Source organism: Sodalis sp. (in: enterobacteria) (genome assembly GCF_047607725.1).
In the GTDB taxonomy this organism is placed as follows: Bacteria; Pseudomonadota; Gammaproteobacteria; order Enterobacterales; family Enterobacteriaceae; genus JBLKSS01.
In genome coordinates this window covers 1-16,805 of the sequence record NZ_JBLKSS010000082.1, presented here as the reverse complement: position 1 = coordinate 16,805, position 16,805 = coordinate 1, and the positions used below count along the sequence as shown (strand labels likewise).

The 16,805-nt window shown below is 57.2% G+C and carries 18 protein-coding genes and 3 pseudogenes; 19 read left to right on the top strand and 2 right to left on the bottom strand.

Going from position 1 to position 16,805, the window contains the following annotated elements; translation table 11 throughout:
- The first annotated feature begins 941 nt into the window (after window positions 1–941).
- From ACMX3H_RS08270 to ACMX3H_RS08215, 12 genes and pseudogenes are all read left to right on the top strand, one after another.
- Window positions 942–1,277, top strand: a complete 336-nt coding sequence (locus tag ACMX3H_RS08270) for a DUF2002 family protein (RefSeq protein WP_025421159.1) — start codon at window positions 942–944, stop codon at window positions 1,275–1,277.
- Between the two features lie 573 nt (window positions 1,278–1,850).
- Window positions 1,851–2,498 carry an ABC transporter substrate-binding protein gene (locus tag ACMX3H_RS08265; protein ID WP_415210469.1) on the top strand — a complete coding sequence of 216 codons (648 nt, stop codon included), beginning with the start codon at window positions 1,851–1,853 and terminating at the stop codon, window positions 2,496–2,498.
- A gap of 10 nt (window positions 2,499–2,508) precedes the next feature.
- Entirely contained in the window at window positions 2,509–2,772 is a 264-nt protein-coding gene (locus ACMX3H_RS08260) for an FAD-binding protein (RefSeq protein ID WP_415210468.1), read from the top strand.
- Window positions 2,738–3,460: an FAD-binding protein gene (locus ACMX3H_RS08255; RefSeq protein WP_415210467.1), complete on the top strand. Its 723-nt coding sequence runs from the start codon at window positions 2,738–2,740 to the stop codon at window positions 3,458–3,460. The genes ACMX3H_RS08260 and ACMX3H_RS08255 overlap by 35 nt, the downstream gene beginning before the upstream one ends.
- Window positions 3,451–3,690, top strand: coding sequence for a hypothetical protein (locus ACMX3H_RS08250; RefSeq protein WP_415210466.1), 240 nt, complete (start codon window positions 3,451–3,453; stop codon window positions 3,688–3,690). Before ACMX3H_RS08255 ends, ACMX3H_RS08250 begins: the two co-directional genes overlap by 10 nt.
- Before the next feature lie 8 nt (window positions 3,691–3,698).
- The gene (locus ACMX3H_RS08245) at window positions 3,699–4,055 is read left to right on the top strand and encodes an FAD-binding protein (protein ID WP_415210465.1); all 357 of its coding nucleotides are present in this window, start codon (window positions 3,699–3,701) and stop codon (window positions 4,053–4,055) included.
- Complete coding sequence (locus ACMX3H_RS08240; protein WP_415210464.1) at window positions 4,052–4,630, top strand: SDR family NAD(P)-dependent oxidoreductase; 579 nt, start codon at window positions 4,052–4,054, stop codon at window positions 4,628–4,630. The genes ACMX3H_RS08245 and ACMX3H_RS08240 overlap by 4 nt, the downstream gene beginning before the upstream one ends.
- Window positions 4,599–4,745, top strand: a complete 147-nt coding sequence (locus ACMX3H_RS08235; RefSeq protein WP_415210463.1) for a hypothetical protein — start codon at window positions 4,599–4,601, stop codon at window positions 4,743–4,745. The genes ACMX3H_RS08240 and ACMX3H_RS08235 overlap by 32 nt, the downstream gene beginning before the upstream one ends.
- Window positions 4,746–4,798: 53 nt before the next feature.
- Window positions 4,799–5,577 (top strand): annotated as a pseudogene (locus ACMX3H_RS08230) (amino acid ABC transporter ATP-binding protein).
- A 150-nt stretch (window positions 5,578–5,727) separates the two neighbouring features.
- Window positions 5,728–6,573: an amino acid ABC transporter permease gene (locus ACMX3H_RS08225; RefSeq protein WP_415210462.1), complete on the top strand. Its 846-nt coding sequence runs from the start codon at window positions 5,728–5,730 to the stop codon at window positions 6,571–6,573.
- Window positions 6,574–7,034: 461 nt separating this feature from the next.
- Window positions 7,035–7,178 carry a hypothetical protein gene (locus ACMX3H_RS08220; protein ID WP_415210461.1) on the top strand — a complete coding sequence of 48 codons (144 nt, stop codon included), beginning with the start codon at window positions 7,035–7,037 and terminating at the stop codon, window positions 7,176–7,178.
- Between the two features lie 335 nt (window positions 7,179–7,513).
- Window positions 7,514–7,594, top strand: a pseudogene (locus ACMX3H_RS08215) (hemolysin III family protein); the annotation flags it as partial.
- 123 nt (window positions 7,595–7,717) lie between these two features.
- Here ACMX3H_RS08215 and ygfZ read toward each other — a convergent pair.
- Window positions 7,718–8,704: a tRNA-modifying protein YgfZ gene (gene ygfZ / locus ACMX3H_RS08210; protein ID WP_415210460.1), complete on the bottom strand. Its 987-nt coding sequence runs from the start codon at window positions 8,702–8,704 to the stop codon at window positions 7,718–7,720.
- Window positions 8,705–8,916: 212 nt separating this feature from the next.
- On the opposite strand from ygfZ, the gene sdhE reads away from it, so the two are divergent.
- Both sdhE and ACMX3H_RS08200 read left to right on the top strand, forming a co-directional pair.
- Window positions 8,917–9,183, top strand: coding sequence for an FAD assembly factor SdhE (gene sdhE, locus ACMX3H_RS08205; protein WP_415210459.1), 267 nt, complete (start codon window positions 8,917–8,919; stop codon window positions 9,181–9,183).
- Window positions 9,164–9,565: a protein YgfX gene (locus ACMX3H_RS08200; protein WP_415210458.1), complete on the top strand. Its 402-nt coding sequence runs from the start codon at window positions 9,164–9,166 to the stop codon at window positions 9,563–9,565. Before sdhE ends, ACMX3H_RS08200 begins: the two co-directional genes overlap by 20 nt.
- Before the next feature lie 11 nt (window positions 9,566–9,576).
- On the opposite strand, the pseudogene fldB reads toward ACMX3H_RS08200, so the two are convergent.
- Window positions 9,577–9,975: pseudogene (fldB, locus tag ACMX3H_RS08195) on the bottom strand (flavodoxin FldB); the annotation flags it as partial.
- A 101-nt stretch (window positions 9,976–10,076) separates the two neighbouring features.
- Here fldB and xerD point away from each other — a divergent pair.
- The 5 genes from xerD (at window position 10,077) to lysS (ending at window position 16,253) form a co-directional block, all read left to right on the top strand.
- Entirely contained in the window at window positions 10,077–10,976 is a 900-nt protein-coding gene (gene xerD, locus ACMX3H_RS08190) for a site-specific tyrosine recombinase XerD (protein ID WP_415210457.1), read from the top strand.
- 75 nt (window positions 10,977–11,051) lie between these two features.
- Window positions 11,052–11,768, top strand: coding sequence for a bifunctional protein-disulfide isomerase/oxidoreductase DsbC (gene dsbC, locus ACMX3H_RS08185; protein WP_415210456.1), 717 nt, complete (start codon window positions 11,052–11,054; stop codon window positions 11,766–11,768).
- Window positions 11,769–11,781: 13 nt separating this feature from the next.
- Window positions 11,782–13,512: a single-stranded-DNA-specific exonuclease RecJ gene (gene recJ / locus ACMX3H_RS08180; RefSeq protein WP_415210455.1), complete on the top strand. Its 1,731-nt coding sequence runs from the start codon at window positions 11,782–11,784 to the stop codon at window positions 13,510–13,512.
- Between the two features lie 112 nt (window positions 13,513–13,624).
- A protein-coding gene (prfB, locus tag ACMX3H_RS08175; RefSeq protein WP_415210454.1) for a peptide chain release factor 2 occupies window positions 13,625–14,723 on the top strand; the annotation gives its coding sequence in 2 pieces (ribosomal slippage) (window positions 13,625–13,699 and window positions 13,701–14,723; 1,098 coding nt in all).
- Between the two features lie 9 nt (window positions 14,724–14,732).
- Window positions 14,733–16,253, top strand: a complete 1,521-nt coding sequence (gene lysS, locus ACMX3H_RS08170; RefSeq protein WP_415210453.1) for a lysine--tRNA ligase — start codon at window positions 14,733–14,735, stop codon at window positions 16,251–16,253.
- Window positions 16,254–16,805 lie beyond the last annotated feature (552 nt).

Sequence of the window (16,805 nt, the reverse complement as noted above, 5' to 3'; positions counted from 1 at the left end):
AAAATCAGCAAAGCTAGAGGGGGCTTGCGGCCAGATAACATATTGAATACCAATGTCGATTTCGGATTTGTCCCGCGGCATAGCATGGCAATTRRYYWTMCMMCRWWYYSRSSAAWAMYYCAMGWCNGKMMKMYRMRKRKCRYWTANGTCTAGTCGTATTGCAGAGAGATTATTCTACGGGTTATTCGAGAGGATTTTACGGGTTAGAAACGGCGTTTTACGGGTTACGATTTCCTGGTTAAAAAATATCAAGTTATTGATTATCAATGTGAATAAAAGATTAGTACCCTATAATAACCCGGTAAACCGTGGTTTTTTTTACTTTTTACAAAACACGATTAGTAGGTGAGTTTCCCCGGTGTTTAGAGGCCAAAATGTAACCAACCGTCTTATAGTCAATCGGTCACCTGCATCTAACCACGTTACTAAAAGATACGTGGTGCGTGCCGCTTTGACTTGCGCACGTCTGAAGGACTTGTCCAGCGGCTCCACCCAAATGACTTCCCGCTTGCCAATATCTGACTGCTGTACGCTTCACGGAGACCTACAATATTTTTGTAGGTCGTATGGTATGCCCAGCAGAAACCGCATAGCACAAGGGCTGGAGAGATTTTGTGCAGCGATGTGTGAGCTTGGTAGGCACGAATCCCCGGTGTGCATTCTCTCGGTGGCTGACACATCGTCCCTATTGTGGCGTTGGGATATTGCTGCATACAGGGTGTGTGTGGGAAAACAGTTTGGGGGAATGATTAACTGAAGCCATCACTGGCCGGAAAAAGTTGTTTCCAAGCGTTTGAGAACTTGCGCGGTTGTGCAGGAAGTCATGAGTAACTAAGTGTATAACAAATTTGTATTTTATGGTGAATTTACTATTTAACTTTATGTTTTTAATTATTTTTAAATGATTAATTGCTTCACTGTGACTGAAGAGAGAACAAATAATGTATTTAAGACCCGATGAAGTAGCGCGCGAACTGGAAAACTCCGGCTTTGAAAGGGACACCATTACCCGGCAAAGCTATGGTTACCGTAAGGGCCATCATTATGTGTATGTCAATCGCGAAGCCAGGCTGGGCAGGACCGCGCTGGTGGTTCACCCCGCGCTACGCGATAAGAGCAGCTTGTTCGCCGAACCCACCTCACCGGTACGCGCAAGCGTGAGCTATCAAGCTTTTCCGCCGGATCCTGAAGGACAGCCGGATAGCCACTACGGTATTCCCCACGGTTTCAGCTCGCGTGCTTCCCTTGTCCGCTATCTGCAGAAAATGTTCAATTGATTTCCTGATCTCTTGATCACCTGATCGCGTGACCTCCTTCTCGCTTTGACGGCGAGCCGCCTTTCCGGCCGTTACCCTACGGTCGGTAAGCGCCGACCTTCTCGGTCTCATCCCTAGCGATCTTCTCACGCCCCTCCTTGCCGGCGTTTGCACTGAATTGATAAAAAAACCGGCGACCTTGCACCGTCGGTGCACACATTTACACCCGTTTGCGCATATTTTTTACACTAAGCACGGTAGAAGGAAACGCGCAGGACAGCACGGACCGTTGTGCACAATTAATTAATTGATTAGTTAATTCTGGCACGGGAGTTGCAATTCCGTTACGCCGCGCGCGGATTGCCAGGGGATTTTTGCCGGTGGTAGGTTTCATTCCCATTGGGGGGATTTAATGACTAACACTGTTCCAGGAGTAGCAAGCATAAAAAAATCGTCGCACTCTTTAAGACAGCGCTGCTCTGCAGCGGTTTATGGTTGGTAAGCCAGGCGCACGGCGCACCCGCGCTTAGTGTGGATACCGCTCTGCATAATTAACTGCCGGCGAAGATTAAACAAAGCGGCGTCATCAACCTGGTGACCGACGCGCACTATCCGCCCTGTGAAGTTTTCGCGGAAGATAATAAAACTATGATAGGCTTTGAACCGGATTTGTGGAACGCCATGGGCAAGGTGCTGGGGGTCGAGATTAAACCGGTTTCCATTGATTTCGCCGGCTTGATCCCGGGGGTCAAAAGCGGGCGCTACGACATGGCGATGGAGTGCATCTCCGACAGCGCGGAACGGGAACAGCAGGTGTCGTTCGTCAACTATGCCTATGCCACCAATGAAGTGTATACCCTGGCCGACAATAAAAGCATCACCACCGACCCGCTGACGCTGTGCGGCCTGAAAGTCGGCGTGCAGGCCGGGACCGATTTCGAGCACGCCGTGACCGACATCTTGAATCCGAATTGTAGCAAGAACGGCAAAGCGGCGATCGCGGTTACCCGTCTCCACTCCGCCGACGCGGTACTTCTGGCGCTTTACGCCGGCCGTATCGATTTTGTACTCAACGCCGCCGAAATCAAAAAAGTGGCGCCGCGGCCGCAAGCGCTGCTCGGCGCCCTGAACGTGCTGTGGCGTAACGGCGAATATGAACTCATCATGCACAAATGGGATCTGCAGCCGGTGATGCTGGAGCAGCCCGGGATCAATTTGTTCAGCACCCGGCCAATGAAATAAGCGCGGGCGGATGATGAGCGATCGCGTTGATAACGCCGCGCCGCAGGCGGATGAAATACAAAGCTGCGACGTCCTGGTGGTCGGCTCTGGTGGCGCGGCGTTGAGCGCTGCCATTGCCGCGGCGGTGGCGGGGCTTAAGGTCCTGATCGTCGAAAAGGCCGCCACCGTCGGCGGCACGACCGCCATGTCCGGCGGCGCGGTATGGGTGTCGGCGAATCATCATGCTCTGGTGACAGTTCGTGCAAAGCGCCCCGGCCATGCTTGCATTCCTTGAGCGGCACACGCCGCTGCGCTTTCAATTGACGACCGAGGGCGATCCGCTGGACGGCAACGCCGGAGGAAAAACCTTCGGCCGGATGGTCACGCCCGCGCCGCTGCGCGCCCGCGTACTGGCCGGCGCGTCGCTCAAGCTGCGGTGTTCGCCGTTGCCGCATGTTTATACCTATCAGGAGGTTATCGGCGACGATCCCTATCATTATCCGCTGCGTGTGGCGCTGCGCCTTTCGCCGCGCATCATTTGGCGGTGGTTGACCGGCGCCCGCACCAAAGGGGCGGCGCTTATCACCGGGCTACTCGCGGGCTGTCTGGCGCACGGCTGCCGTTTGGAAACCGCCGCGCGGGTCGTGCGGCTGGATTATACCCCTGAACGCGGGGTAACGGGCGCCTGGTTTAGTCGGCAAGGGCGTCTGACGCAGGTTAAGACCACCCAGGGCGTCGTGCTCGCCAGCGGCGGATTTGAATGGGACGCCCTGCGGCGCAGCCGGCATTTCCCCGGCGCGTTTGATTTTATCTCCAGCCCCCCACCAATGAGGGGGACGCCCACCGGATGGCCGAGGCTATCGGCGCGCGTTTGGCCCATATGGATCAGGCGACCATCACCGGTGCGCTTCCCGCGAGCTATGAAGGACAGCGTTACGGGCTGTCGGTCTTTTTTCAGTATGAACCCAATGTCGTGCTGGTGAATCGTCATGGCGAACGCTTCACCAATGAATTCACCTTTAATCTGGGAGAGGTGCTGGATGAGCGGGAATACCCGCAAGGTCCCCCCGCCCATCTGCCGGCGTGGCTGATTTCCGATGCCCGCTTGTTGTGGCGTGCGCCATTGCTGCTGGCCAGCGCCCTGCGCAATCCCGGCTGGCTGCGCCGCTCGAGGAACTGGCGCAGCGCCTCAATCTGCCGCCCGAGACGCTGACGCGCAGCGTGGCGCGCTTTAACCAATTTTGCCGCCAGGGGGTGGATGAGGATTTTCACCGTGAACGCAGCGTCAGCCATGCCAACTGCGATCGCAGCTTTCACGTCGGCTTGCGGGCGATTACCCACGCGCCTTTTATTGCCGTGCCGTTCAACCGCACCTATCTGGCAACCAAAGGGGGACCACGCACCGACGAGTTCGGCCGGGTGGTGCATCAGAACGGCGCCATCATTCCCGGTCTGTTCTGCGCCGTCGGCGCGGGCACGACGCTTGGGCCAAATTTGACCTGGGGCTATATTTGCGGCCGAACGCTGGCGGAACAGGCCAGGGGCGAGCCGCCCACACCCTTAGCGGAGGAAGCATGAACCGAGGCGATTTCACCGGCCGCGTCGCGCTGGTCACCGGTGGCTCGAAAGGGATTGGCCGGGCCATCTCGCTGGCGCTGGCGCAGGCTGGCGCCGATATTGCATTACTTTTGCACGGCGATCGCGCGGCGTGCGAGCGGACGGTACAGGAACTGCGCGAAGGGGGACGCCGGGCACAGGCCTGGTATGCAGATATTGCCGATCGCGCGCAGGTTGCCGGGGCGATTGAGGCCATGTGCGCCCGTTACGGCCGCATTGACATGCTGGTAAACAACGCTGGGGCGAACAGCTCGGGTGATCTGCTGAGCGTGGCGGACGACGAGTGGCAGCGGGTGGTCAGGGTGAATCTTACCGGCAGCTTCGTGGTAGCCACCGAAACGGCGAAAGTGATGCGCGCGCGAGGCGGCGGCGGCACTGTCAATATCGCCGGCGCCTCGGCCCATCGCTGTTATCCCGGCGCCGGCGCCTATGGATCGGCGAAGGCGGCGATTATCAATTTTACGCGCCAGATGGCGGTGGAATGGGCGCCCTATTGGCATCCGGGTGAACGGCGTCAGTCCCGGACCGGTACGTGAAGATACGCCCTGGCAGCAGCACGAGCCGGCGCTGGCGGCGGAGGTGGCCCGCCTGCCGTTGCGGCGCGCCGGTTTGCCGGAGGAGGTCGCCGGCGCGCATGTACCTGGTACATGACGGCATAGCCTGTGGCCAGCGGTCCGGTTAAGCGAAGCGATAAAGGGGGAACGATGACGGGGACAGCGACACCATCAGTGGCCGCCTATCAGGTGATAAAGCGGTTTCACGGCAACGAAATTCTGAAAGGGGTGGACATGACCGTGCAGCGCGGGGAGGTGGTCTGTCTGATAGGACCTTCCGGTTCCGGCAAATCCACCTTCCTGCGCTGCATCAATCATTTGGAAAAAATCGACGGCGGATCCCTGTATGTGGACGGGGAACTGATGGGCTACCGGCAGGCCGGTGACAAACTCTATGAGTTGAATGAAGCGGAAATCGCCCGCCGCCGCGCCGGGATCGGCATGGTGTTCCAGCGTTTCAACCTATTTGGTCATATGACGGCGCTGGAGAACGTGACTGAAGCGCCGATCCGGGTGCGAGGCATGGCCCGCGCCGAGGCGGTGGAGCAAGGCAAGGCGCTGCTTGATCGTGTCGGCCTGTCGCAACCGGCTGGATGCCTATCCGTCACGCCTGTCGGGCGGCCAGCAGCAGCGGGTGGCGATCGCGCGCCCTGGCGATGAAACCCAGCCTGATGTTGTTCGATGAACCCACCAGCGCACTGAATCCGGAGCTGGTGGGGGAGGTGCTGGACATGATGAAAGATCTGGCGAAGCAGGGGATGACGATGGTCGTGGTCACGCACGAGATGGACTTCGCCCGTGAGGTGGGCGATAGGGTGGCCTTTATGGACAATGGATCGATTATCGAGCAGCGCTCGCCCGAGGACTTGTTCCGCGCGCCGCAGCATCCGCGCACCCGGGCGTTTCTGGCAAAGTATTTGTCTTCGTGAATGCGATCTACCTGTCTGTATTATATGTAAATTAAGTTAACTAAACGATTAAATTTTCGTTTTAACGCTGTTGACAGTCGCTTTTGGTAAGATCATGTTATTAATTAATTATCTTGGCTCATTATGATCCTGATGTTGAAGAGAGACCCCATGACAGATAATCAGTCCTATCGCGTCAGCCGTTCCGGACGGGATAACCGCTCTCCCGCCACGCCGTATCTGCACGACGGTATGACGGTTGTGGCGACGCGTTACCCGGGGCGCTGGATAGCGACCGGCGTATTCGCGCTGCTGCTGATACTGATGGTGCACTCGATGGTGATGAATGACAACTTTGCCTGGCCGGTGGTGGGGCGCTATTTGTTTTCTCCCATCATTTTGAGCGGTTTGTGGGTTACCCTGTGGCTGACGGTGGTCATCATGCTGCTGGCGATTGTGCTCGGGGTGGCGATCGCCGCCATGCGGCTGGCCAGTAACCCGCTTCTCGCCTGGTGCAGCGGTGGCTACATTTGGTTTTTCCGCGGCACGCCGGTGCTGGTGCAACTGATTTTTTGGTACAATCTGGCGGCGCTTTATCCCCAGGTCACCCTCGGTATTCCGCACCTGTTTACGCTGTATCAGGGCAGTATGAACGATTTAATTACCCCTTATACGACGGCGATCCTGGGACTCGGACTCAATGAAGCGGCATATATGGCGGAAATCATCCGCGGCGGCATGTCGTCTGTAGACAGTGGCCAGCAAGAAGCGGCGCGGGCGCTGGGTATGAAGCAGGGGCTGTGGCTGAGCCGGGTTGTGCTGCCGCAGGCCGTGCCGTTCATTATTCCGCCCACCGGCAACCAGGTGATCGGAATGCTGAAAACCACCTCGCTGGTGAGCGTGATTTCACTTTCCGATCTCCTTTATTCCGCCCAGTCCATTTATTCGCGAACGTTTGAGAATATCCCCTACTTAGCGTTTGCTGTATTTGGTATTTGGCGACCACGATGCTGTTAAGCGCCTTACAGTCGCGTATCGAGAAATACTTCCGCCGCAGCCAACGCGACGCCTCGGCCTGACGTCAGACGATATAAACCCCGCCGGAAATGATCCGCCGGGAATAATAGAACAGCCGCGCGCGGCCCGCTGGGAAAATAAGACCGGGTGCTCGATGCCCGCCGGTTAAGCGGGATAGTGTCGAAAACGTCCTATCGGCAAACCGCGTTTACGCCGGCAACGTTCCATCGGAAAAACGCCATGATGCCGCAAACAGACGTCGAGTTAAGAGACTTACGCCGGGGAATTTTGGGCGGGTAAATAGATTGACGCGGAGAATACCGGCAGACATCGATACGCCGGCGAGGCACATTAATGTCGGTCAGGGTCTGCACGGCTGAATATATTTTTGCCGTCGAAATTCGCACGGCTGGCAATAGCGCCAGCCGGCACAATTGCCCTTTTGCTTACCTGGAGCTAGCATGAAATTAGGACTGTTTAATTTAATGTCTTATAAAGACAATGCGCGGGGAATACAGGGCGTTATTCAGGATACGCGCAGTATGGTATCCCTGGCGGAGGAGATCGGGTTTGCCACCGCCTGGTTTGCCGAGCACCATTTGTAAGCGCCCCGTGGAGGACGTCTTGAATTATTGGTGGGTTTGTTGTATGAGACAGTAAACCTACGTTACACGCTTATGCTCATTGCATTTTCATATTGTATTGATTTTAATATCTTTTATTTCCATCCCGGTTTGAGTGATATGAAATTAGTGGTTCTGAAGTTTGTGATAGTGTCCATTAAAATTTAAGTGGACACTATCATCGCCGGATTATCCATGATCTGACAGCCGTCCCTTATAGGATGCGGGTTCACTAGACATCGTAGTGGAACATATTCTTACCGGGCCATACAACAAACCCACCAATAATTCAAGACGTCCTCCACGGGGCGCTTACGGAACGGATACCGTTTAACCATGCGATATGGCATGGCTTTGTGCTGGGAGGGGCCGTTTGTCACTTTCTGGCGATCTATCTGTTGTCGCCTGACCCGCCGCGCTTTCCAACCGGCAACCCCCCTTGCCGGCCACGTCTGTCCACCCGCCGAGCAATTTACCGGGGCCGCTCTCACCGGCCGTGCGCCTCAGCGGCGCGCGGCCGATCACTCGCCGATAATGTACTGCAGCGGACGTACGGCCAACGCGCCGGCGTCGTCGCCGCGCACGCGTAGCAGGCTGTCAGGCGCTAAATCGTTATTCAGCACCGCCTGTATCCAGACGCTGCTATCTTCCAACTGACAGGCCGCCAGCACCGTACCGGTCCGCCGCCAATGGTCGCCCATTTTGAGTTCCAAATCGTCGCCGGCGGCGGGGAGATGGCCGGCTTTGCCCGCCAGCCAGTACAGGGCGCGTTTATTGGCGCCGCGATATTTGGCGCGCGCCACCATTTCCTGGCCGGCATAGCAGCCTTTGTTAAAGCTGATGCCGTCCAACGCCTGGACATTAGCCGCCTGCGGGATAAACTGCGCGCCGTTGGCGCTGTCGATAACCGGATAGCCCGCCTCGATATCCAGCGCCAGCCATTGCCGGCTGTCGTTAAGCAGGGTCTGGCCTTCCAGCTTGTGTTGCAGCACGTCGCGCACCGCCGGCGTGGTGATAAGCAAGAAGCGCGGCGTGGGCAAATTGAAAAAGAGCAGCGTAGTGTCCTGGTGATGCGCCACCGGATGCGCCGCATCGGGGACGCGGGCGAAGAGTCCGCCGAGCGCCGCCTGCGCCTGAAAACCTGCCACACCGAGCAATACCACCTCGTCATCGGCGGCGATGGTAGTTTTGGAGAAAACGACATACTTTTTCAATTCCGCGAGCTGGCTATCACGCACGCTGCGCCGTTCGATGAAGGCCATGCCTTCCTGGTGATGAAAGACGCACAGGTGGCTGAACATTTTGCCCTTGGCATCGCAATGGGCGGCAAAGCTGAAACAATCGGCGTCCAACGAGGCCACATCGCAGGTTAGCTGGCCCTGCAAATATTTAACGCTGTCCGGGCCATTAAGGGTGATCAACGCCCACTCCTCCAGTGAAATGAGCGTTAGCGGCAAATGGCTGGAGGGCGACGGCAAACGCGGAGGGAAAGGAACTTGAGATGACATGGAACAGTCCTATCAGTAGTCTGACAATAGCCTAATGGTAAAAGACCGCCGGGGGTTTGCAAGCGGATCTTGCCTGCGGTTTTTGGCGATACGTGCCCGGGGCGGAATAAATCGTGCAGAACGTGTCGAAATGTGTCGTTTTATCTCATGTGGCGGGACAAAACGGGGTAAACTAGCCGAAGTGCGTAGCGTTTATGAGGGTAAAATAAAACATGGATATCACCAATAAAGCGCGGATCCACTGGGCCTGCCGTCGCGGCATGCGCGAGCTGGATATCGCCATTATGCCGTTCTTTGAACAGGATTTTGACGCCCTGGATGATCAGGACAAGCGTCGCTTTGTCCGGCTGTTGGAGTGTGATGATCCCGATCTGTTTAACTGGTTGATGAATCACGGCCCGCCTGACGATCGCGATTTACAGCAAATTATCTCAATGATACAAACGCGAAACAAATCCCGTGGACCTTTGGCGATGTGATATTTGGGTCTCTTGGCGCACTCAGCTTTGCTCGCTGGTGTTTTACGGGATCCTGATAATGCTGATTCTGCTTTCTCCCTGGCCGGAGAATTACGGGCTGGTGTGGTTGACACTGGTGATGGTGTTTGAGTGCATCCGCAGTCAGCGCAATATCATGTCCTGCCGTGGCGAGCTGGTGCTGATGAGCGACAGCAGTATTCAATGGCATCGCGAGGAATGGACCTTTACCCGCAAAGCCTGGATGCTTAAGGGCGGCGTATTGCTTAGCCTGCATAAAGCCGGCGGCACGTGGCGCCGGCGTCTGTGGCTGGCGGCGGACAGCATGGACGACCGGGAATTCCGTCACCTGCGCCAGCTGCTGGCGCGACAGGTCGGGTCTTAGCGTGGGGCGGGGGTGACGGCTTTCTGGCTGGTGAACTCGTAGCCGTCGGTGGGCCAGTAGCCGATGAAGCTGGCGCCCAGCGGTTGCAGAACATCGTGAAGATAGCCCAGCGCATCCAAAAACCATTCGCCGTAACCCAACTGATCCCCCATACCGTAGAGCGTGATAATCTTACCACGCAGATCGAGGGTGGCGAGCTGCGGCCAGATGGCTTCCCAGTCTTCCTGAATCTCGCCGAAATCCCAGGTGGGGATGCCGAGAATGAGGATAGTATAGTCCGCCATGCGCTGCACCGGGACATCTTTTAGGTTATGCAGGTCTACCAGCTCCGCTCCGAGAATATCTCGGATTTTCTCGGCGGCCATCTCGGTATAGCTGGTGCTGGAGCCATAAAATAAACCGACTTTCATCTCTCATGTTACTCTTGCAAACAACCTAATGGCGTCAAGTGTACCAGATTTGACGGTATGTCAGGCATAATGTCGTCTGCCGCCCCATACAGGAGTCAGATATGGAACAACCGGATGACGTCATTATTGAGCAGTTTCTTGATGCCCTGTGGCTGGAACGCAATCTGGTGGAAAACACGCTGGCCTCCTATCGTCTTGACCTGCAGGCGCTCGCGGCCTGGCTACGGCGTCAGCAGCGCGACTGTCTAAGCGCCAGCGCAGTGGATTTGCAGGCCTTTCTCGCCGATCGCCTCGATCATGGCTATAAGGCCACCAGCTCCGCCAGGTTACTGAGCGCCACGCGCCGGTTTTTTCAGTATCTGTACCGGGAAAGGCTGCGCACCGACGATCCCAGCGCCGGTATCTCGGCACCCAAATTGCCGCAGCGCCTGCCTAAGGATCTCAGCGAAGCGCAGGTCGGCGATTTACTGGCGGCGCCGACCATTGCCGATCCCGTCGAGCTACGCGATAAGGCCATGCTGGAGGTGCTCTATGCCACCGGCTTGCGGGTGTCCGAGCTGGTGGGGCTGACCCTGTCGGACGTGAGTCTACGACAGGGCGTGGTGCGGGTGATTGGTAAAGGGGATAAGGAGCGGCTGGTGCCATTGGGGGAAGAGGCGGTATACTGGATTGAGTATTATCTGGAACATGGCCGTCCGGCGCTGACCCATGGTCAAAGTTTGGACATTCTGTTCCCCAGCAACCGCAGCCGCAAAATGACCCGCCAGACGTTCTGGCATCGCATTAAACATTATGCCATCCTTGCGGGCGTTGACAGCGAGCGGCTCTTCCCCCATGTTTTGCGGCACGCCTTTGCGACCCATTTACTGAACCACGGGGCGGATTTGCGCGTGGTGCAGTTGCTGCTGGGACATAGCGATCTTTCAACGACGCAGATTTACACCCATGTCGCCACCGAGCAGCTGAAGCTTATCCATCAGCAGCATCATCCCCGCGCCTGAGCGGTGGAATTGAAACGAATTTCAGGCGTATGAATGCGCCGGCCCCGACCCGGGTGTTTAGATAAGGATTAAACTGTGAAGAAAAGCCTGGTACTGTTTTCTTTTATGGCGCTGGCTCTGGCGCCTCTGGCCCACGCTGACGATGCGGCCATTAAGCATTCGCTCTCGCGCCTCGGCATTCACAGCGCCGATATTCAGCCGTCGCCGGTTGCCGGACTGAAAACCGTATTGACCGAAAGCGGCGTGTTATATGTTTCCGATGACGGTCACCACGTCATCCAGGGCCCGCTGTATGACGTCGGTAGCGATCACCCCGTCAATGTCACGAATCAGCTCCTCGGCAAGCGTCTGAACGCCTTGCAAAAAGAGATGATCATCTTTAAAGCGCCGCAGGAAAAACATGTGGTGACCGTGTTCACCGACATCACCTGCGGCTATTGCCACAAGCTGCACGAACAGATCAAAGATTATAATGCCCTGGGGATAACCATCCGCTATCTGGCGTTTCCGCACCAGGGCCTGAATTCCCAGACGGAACGGGATATGGCGTCGGTATGGTGCAGCGCTAATCCGAAAGACGCCTTCACCCAGGCGATGAACGGCGGCAACGTCCAGCCCGCCACCTGCGATATCGATATCAGCAAACATTATACGCTTGGCGTCCAGTACGGTATTCAGGGCACGCCGGCGCTGCTGCTCGATAACGACACCCTCATCCCGGGTTATCAAAGCCCGAAAGAGCTGGCCGCCATATTGGATCAGCAAGGAGCCGGCCAGGCAACGGGCGGTTAAGACGGCAGTGAACATGACAACGGAACTACGCCGGCGTCCGCTGGGCGATATTGCTTTGCTGGCGGAGGCGGATATCCCGCCGTTGCTGAAACGCTTGTATGTGCAACGCGGCGTTTGCGCGGTCGGTGAGCTGGAACGGGGCGCGCGCGGATTGCTGGCCTACCATCCACTGACCGGTATCGAGCAGGCGGTGGATCTGCTGGTCGGCGCCCTGGCGGATCAGCGCAGATTAATGGTGGTCGGAGATTTCGACGCCGACGGCGCGACCAGCACCGCGCTAACGGTGCTGGCGCTACGGCAAATGGGCGCGCAGACGATAGATTTTCTGGTGCCGAATCGCTTTGAGGACGGCTACGGCCTTAGCCCCGAGGTGGTGGAGCAGGCGGCGGCGCGCGGCGCGCAGGTTATCCTGACGGTGGATAATGGTATCTCTTCCCATGCCGGCGTCGCTCTGGCGCATGAGAAAGGCATCCCGGTGCTCATTACCGATCATCATCTCCCTGGCGATACCCTGCCGGCCGCCGATGCCATCGTTAATCCCAATTTACGCGGCTGCGCCTTCGCCTCGAAATCTCTGGCGGGCGTCGGCGTGGCGTTTTATCTGATGCTGGCGCTGCGCGCCCGCCTCAACGACAGCGGCTGGTTTACGCAACAAGGCATCGCGGCCCCTAAACTGGCCGAGCTGCTGGATTTGGTCGCGCTGGGCACCGTGGCGGACGTAGTGCCTCTGGACGCCAATAACCGTATTCTGGTGCATCAGGGATTAAGCCGCATCCGCGCCGGCCGCTGCCGTCCCGGCATCCGCGCTCTGGCGGAGGTGGCTAACCGCGACCTCGCTCGGCTGTGCGCCCGCGACCTGGGCTTCGCGCTGGGTCCACGGCTGAACGCCGCCGGCCGGCTGGACGATATGTCGGTCGGGGTTGCGCTGCTGTTGACGGACGATCTGTCGCAGGCGCGCATGCTGGCGGCGGAGCTGGATGCCCTCAATCAAACCCGGCGTGAAATCGAACAGGGTATGGAAGCCGAAGCGTTGGCGCTGTGCCAGGCGATGGCGCGCGACGAGCAGACGATGCCCTTTGGTCTGGCTATCTATCATGCGCAGTGGCATCAGGGCGTGGTAGGCATATTGGCGTCGCGGATAAAAGAGCGTTTTCACCGGCCGGTTATCGCCTTTGCGCCCGCAGGTGATGGCGTACTGAAAGGCTCCGGGCGATCGGTGGCCGGCTTGCATATGCGCGATCTGCTCGAGCGGCTGGACACATTACATCCCGGTTTAATGCTGAAATTCGGCGGCCATGCCATGGCGGTAGGCTTAACGCTGGAGCAGACGCAATTTGACCGATTCCGCCAGCGTTTCGCTGAACTGGTCGATGAGTGGCTCGATCCCGCAATGCTCGAAGGCGTCATTTGGTCGGACGGCGAGCTGGCCGGCCCGGAGCTGTCGCTGACCACCGCCGAGCTGCTGCGCGACGGCGGCCCCTGGGGACAGGCGTTTCCCGATCCGCTGTTTGACGGGCGTTTTCGCGTGCTAAATCAGCGGCTGGGGGGGGAGAAACACCTGAAACTGATGCTGGAACCGCTGGCCGGCGGCCCGATGCTGGATGGCATCGCTTTCAATATCGACCCGCGCCTGTGGCCGGACAATAGTGTGCATACCGTCGAATTGGCCTACAAGCTGGAGGTTAACGAGTTTCGCGGCAATCGCAGTTTACAGCTATTAATACAGCATATTTGGCCGCTGTAATGGACCGCCGTCGCCGCCAATAGGATGACGACGGCTACTACCGCCCGGGGCGCGGATCCGTTAGAATAACGGGTTAACACGCATTCCTTCTCGTCAATGAGCACATTAATCCATGTTTGAAATAAATCCGGTAAAAAACCGTATTCAGGACCTGTCGGAAAGGACAGCCGTTCTGAGGGGGTATCTTTGACTACGATCTCAAGAAAGAACGCCTCGAAGAAGTAAACGCCGAGCTCGAACAGCCGGACGTCTGGAATGAGCCCGAACGCGCACAGGCGCTGGGCAAAGAGCGCTCGTCGCTAGAGGCTATCGTTGAAACCATCGACAAGCTAACCCAGGGTGTGGAGGACGTCTCCGGCCTGTTGGATCTGGCGGTGGAAGAGGACGATGAAGAGACCTTCCTCGAAGCCCAAAGCGAACTGGACGGTCTGGAGGCCAAAGTGGGCCAGCTGGAATTCCGTCGCATGTTTTCCGGCGAGTACGACAGCGCCGACTGCTATGTAGATATCCAGGCCGGCTCCGGCGGCACCGAAGCGCAGGATTGGGCCAGCATGCTGCTCAGAATGTATTTGCGCTGGGCGGAATCGCACGATTTCAAAACCGAAATTATCGAAGAGTCGGAAGGGGAAGTGGCCGGCATCAAATCGGTGACCATCAAGGTCATCGGTGACTACGCTTATGGCTGGCTCCGTACCGAAACCGGCGTGCACCGCCTGGTGCGCAAGAGCCCGTTCGACTCCGGCGGCCGGCGTCACACCTCATTCAGCTCCGCTTTTGTTTATCCGGAAGTGGACGATGATATCGATATCGAGATTAACCCGACGGATCTGCGTATCGATGTTTACCGCGCCTCCGGCGCCGGCGGCCAGCACGTTAACCGGACCGAATCCGCGGTGCGTATTACCCACTTGCCGACCAATATCGTCACCCAGTGCCAGAACGACCGCTCGCAGCATAAAAACAAAGATCAGGCGATGAAACAGCTGAAAGCCAAGCTGTATGAATTCGAGCTGCAGAAAAAGAACGCCGAAAAGCAGGCGCTGGAAGATACCAAGTCCGATATCGGCTGGGGCAGCCAGATCCGCTCCTATGTGCTGGACGATTCCCGCATTAAGGATCTACGTACCGGCGTGGAAACCCGTAATACCCAGTCGGTGCTGGATGGCGATCTGGACAAATTTATCGAAGCCAGTCTTAAAGCAGGGCTATGAGGAACCCATATGTCTGAATCACACTCACAGGACGGTGCCCCTCAGGCGCTGGATCTCAATAACGAGCTGCGTTCTCGGCGGGAAAAGCTTACCCAATTGCGCCAGCAGGGCATCGCTTTTCCCAACGATTTCCGCCGGGACGCGGTTTCCGACCAGCTGCACGCCCGCTACGGCGAGAAAAGTAACGAAGAGCTGGAAGCGTTAAATATCGAAGTCAGCATCGCCGGGCGCATGATGACCCGCCGCATCATGGGCAAAGCCTCCTTTGCCACCCTGCAGGACGTGGGAGGGGAAATCCAGCTGTACGTCGCCCGCGACGATCTACCCGAAGGCCAGTACAACGAACAGTTTAAAAAATGGGACCTCGGAGACATTCTCGGCGCGCGCGGTAAATTATTCAAAACCCGCACCGGCGAGCTGTCGGTACACTGTAGCGAAATTCGCCTGTTGACCAAGGCGATGCGCCCGCTGCCGGATAAGTTTCACGGTCTGGCCGATCAGGAAACCCGCTATCGCCAGCGTTATCTCGATTTGATCGCCAACGACGAATCGCGCCAAACCTTTAAAGTTCGTTCGCGCATCATGGCGGAAATTCGCCGATTTATGATGGACCACGACTTTATGGAAGTGGAAACGCCGATGATGCAGACCATCCCCGGCGGCGCCGCGGCGCGTCCGTTTATTACCCACCATAATGCGCTGGATATCGATATGTATCTGCGCCTCGCGCCCGAGCTTTATCTCAAGCGGCTGGTTGTGGGCGGTTTTGAGCGAGTATTTGAAATCAACCGCAACTTCCGCAACGAAGGACTGTCGCCGCGCCATAATCCTGAGTTTACCATGATGGAACTTTATATGGCCTACGCGGATTACCGCGACCTGATTGTGTTGGTGGAGGATTTGTTCCGCACCTTGACCCAGCGGGTATTGGGCAGCAGCGTGGTGCATTATGGCGACCAGACCTTTGATTTCGGCAAGCCGTTTACCCAGATGACCATGAAAGAGGCCATTTGCCATTATCGCCCGGAAACCCGGCCAGAAGCGCTGGACGATATGGCCTCCGCGACCGCCATTGCCGAGTCGCTGGGCATTAAGGTAGACAAAGGCTGGGGCCTGGGTCGGGTGCAGACCGAAATTTTTGAAGAGACGGTGGAAAGCCATTTGATCCAGCCGACGTTCATCACCGCCTACCCGGCGGAAGTTTCGCCGCTGGCGCGCCGCAATGATGAAAATCCGTTCTTCACCGATCGTTTTGAATTCTTTATCGGCGGGCGTGAAATCGGCAACGGCTTTTCGGAGCTTAACGATGCCGAAGATCAGGCGGCGCGCTTTGCCGAGCAGGCCCAGGCTAAAGACGCCGGCGATGATGAAGCCATGTTCTATGATGAAGACTATGTCACCGCCTTGGAACACGGTCTGCCTCCGACCGCGGGTCTGGGAATTGGTATCGATCGCCTGATGATGCTGCTGACTAACAGTCACACCATTCGCGATGTGATCCTGTTCCCGGCGCTGCGTCCGCAAAAATAGTCCCGGGGATCGGCGGGCTAAATAGCGCCCGCCGTCCTGGCGAGTCCGCTGCACCATTGCGGGCCATCACGCCGCATGATGGTGCTTGCGGCGCGCCAGAGCCGATGGGTGCCGGTCAGGGCTTGCCATTGTGAGTGCTAACGCGCTGTTGTTAACGCCCGCCTGATGGCGTTCGCTCTAGCCGTCAACGCCGCAAATGCTGATGCTATTTACCGCGACCGACGGCCACCCAAGGGCGTTTTCACCGCGATGATAACGACCATGGCTTCAGGTGCTTGGTCTGCACCACCACGGTAAGCCCCTCATGTTTACGCCTCCCGTTTAACTTTACGTCCTCTTTCCCACGACACGCGCTGGTGATGTAATGGTATGCACTTTTATGGTGCTAATTATCATAAGCGTACGCCCAGCGCCGTCTGTTAATTCCCCATCAAGTTATTGAAGATGATGTCCATTATTTTTTTAATGGGCGCAATTCATGAAACAAACCCCACCAAAACCCTCAAGACGTCGTCCCAATTTCCCGCTGGACTTTAAAATTAAGCTGGTTGA

What these genes read in the sequence shown, in the direction of transcription:
- ACMX3H_RS08270 (WP_025421159.1), top strand. Translation starts at nt 942, where the DNA reads ATGTATTTAAGACCCGATGAAGTAGCGCGCGAACTGGAAAACTCCGGC.
- ACMX3H_RS08260 (WP_415210468.1), top strand. Translation starts at nt 2,509, where the DNA reads ATGATGAGCGATCGCGTTGATAACGCCGCGCCGCAGGCGGATGAAATA.
- ACMX3H_RS08240 (WP_415210464.1), top strand. Translation starts at nt 4,052, where the DNA reads ATGAACCGAGGCGATTTCACCGGCCGCGTCGCGCTGGTCACCGGTGGC.
- ACMX3H_RS08225 (WP_415210462.1), top strand. Translation starts at nt 5,728, where the DNA reads ATGACAGATAATCAGTCCTATCGCGTCAGCCGTTCCGGACGGGATAAC.
- ACMX3H_RS08220 (WP_415210461.1), top strand. Translation starts at nt 7,035, where the DNA reads ATGAAATTAGGACTGTTTAATTTAATGTCTTATAAAGACAATGCGCGG.
- ygfZ (WP_415210460.1), bottom strand. Translation starts at nt 8,704, where the DNA reads ATGTCATCTCAAGTTCCTTTCCCTCCGCGTTTGCCGTCGCCCTCCAGC.
- sdhE (WP_415210459.1), top strand. Translation starts at nt 8,917, where the DNA reads ATGGATATCACCAATAAAGCGCGGATCCACTGGGCCTGCCGTCGCGGC.
- xerD (WP_415210457.1), top strand. Translation starts at nt 10,077, where the DNA reads ATGGAACAACCGGATGACGTCATTATTGAGCAGTTTCTTGATGCCCTG.
- recJ (WP_415210455.1), top strand. Translation starts at nt 11,782, where the DNA reads ATGACAACGGAACTACGCCGGCGTCCGCTGGGCGATATTGCTTTGCTG.
- lysS (WP_415210453.1), top strand. Translation starts at nt 14,733, where the DNA reads ATGTCTGAATCACACTCACAGGACGGTGCCCCTCAGGCGCTGGATCTC.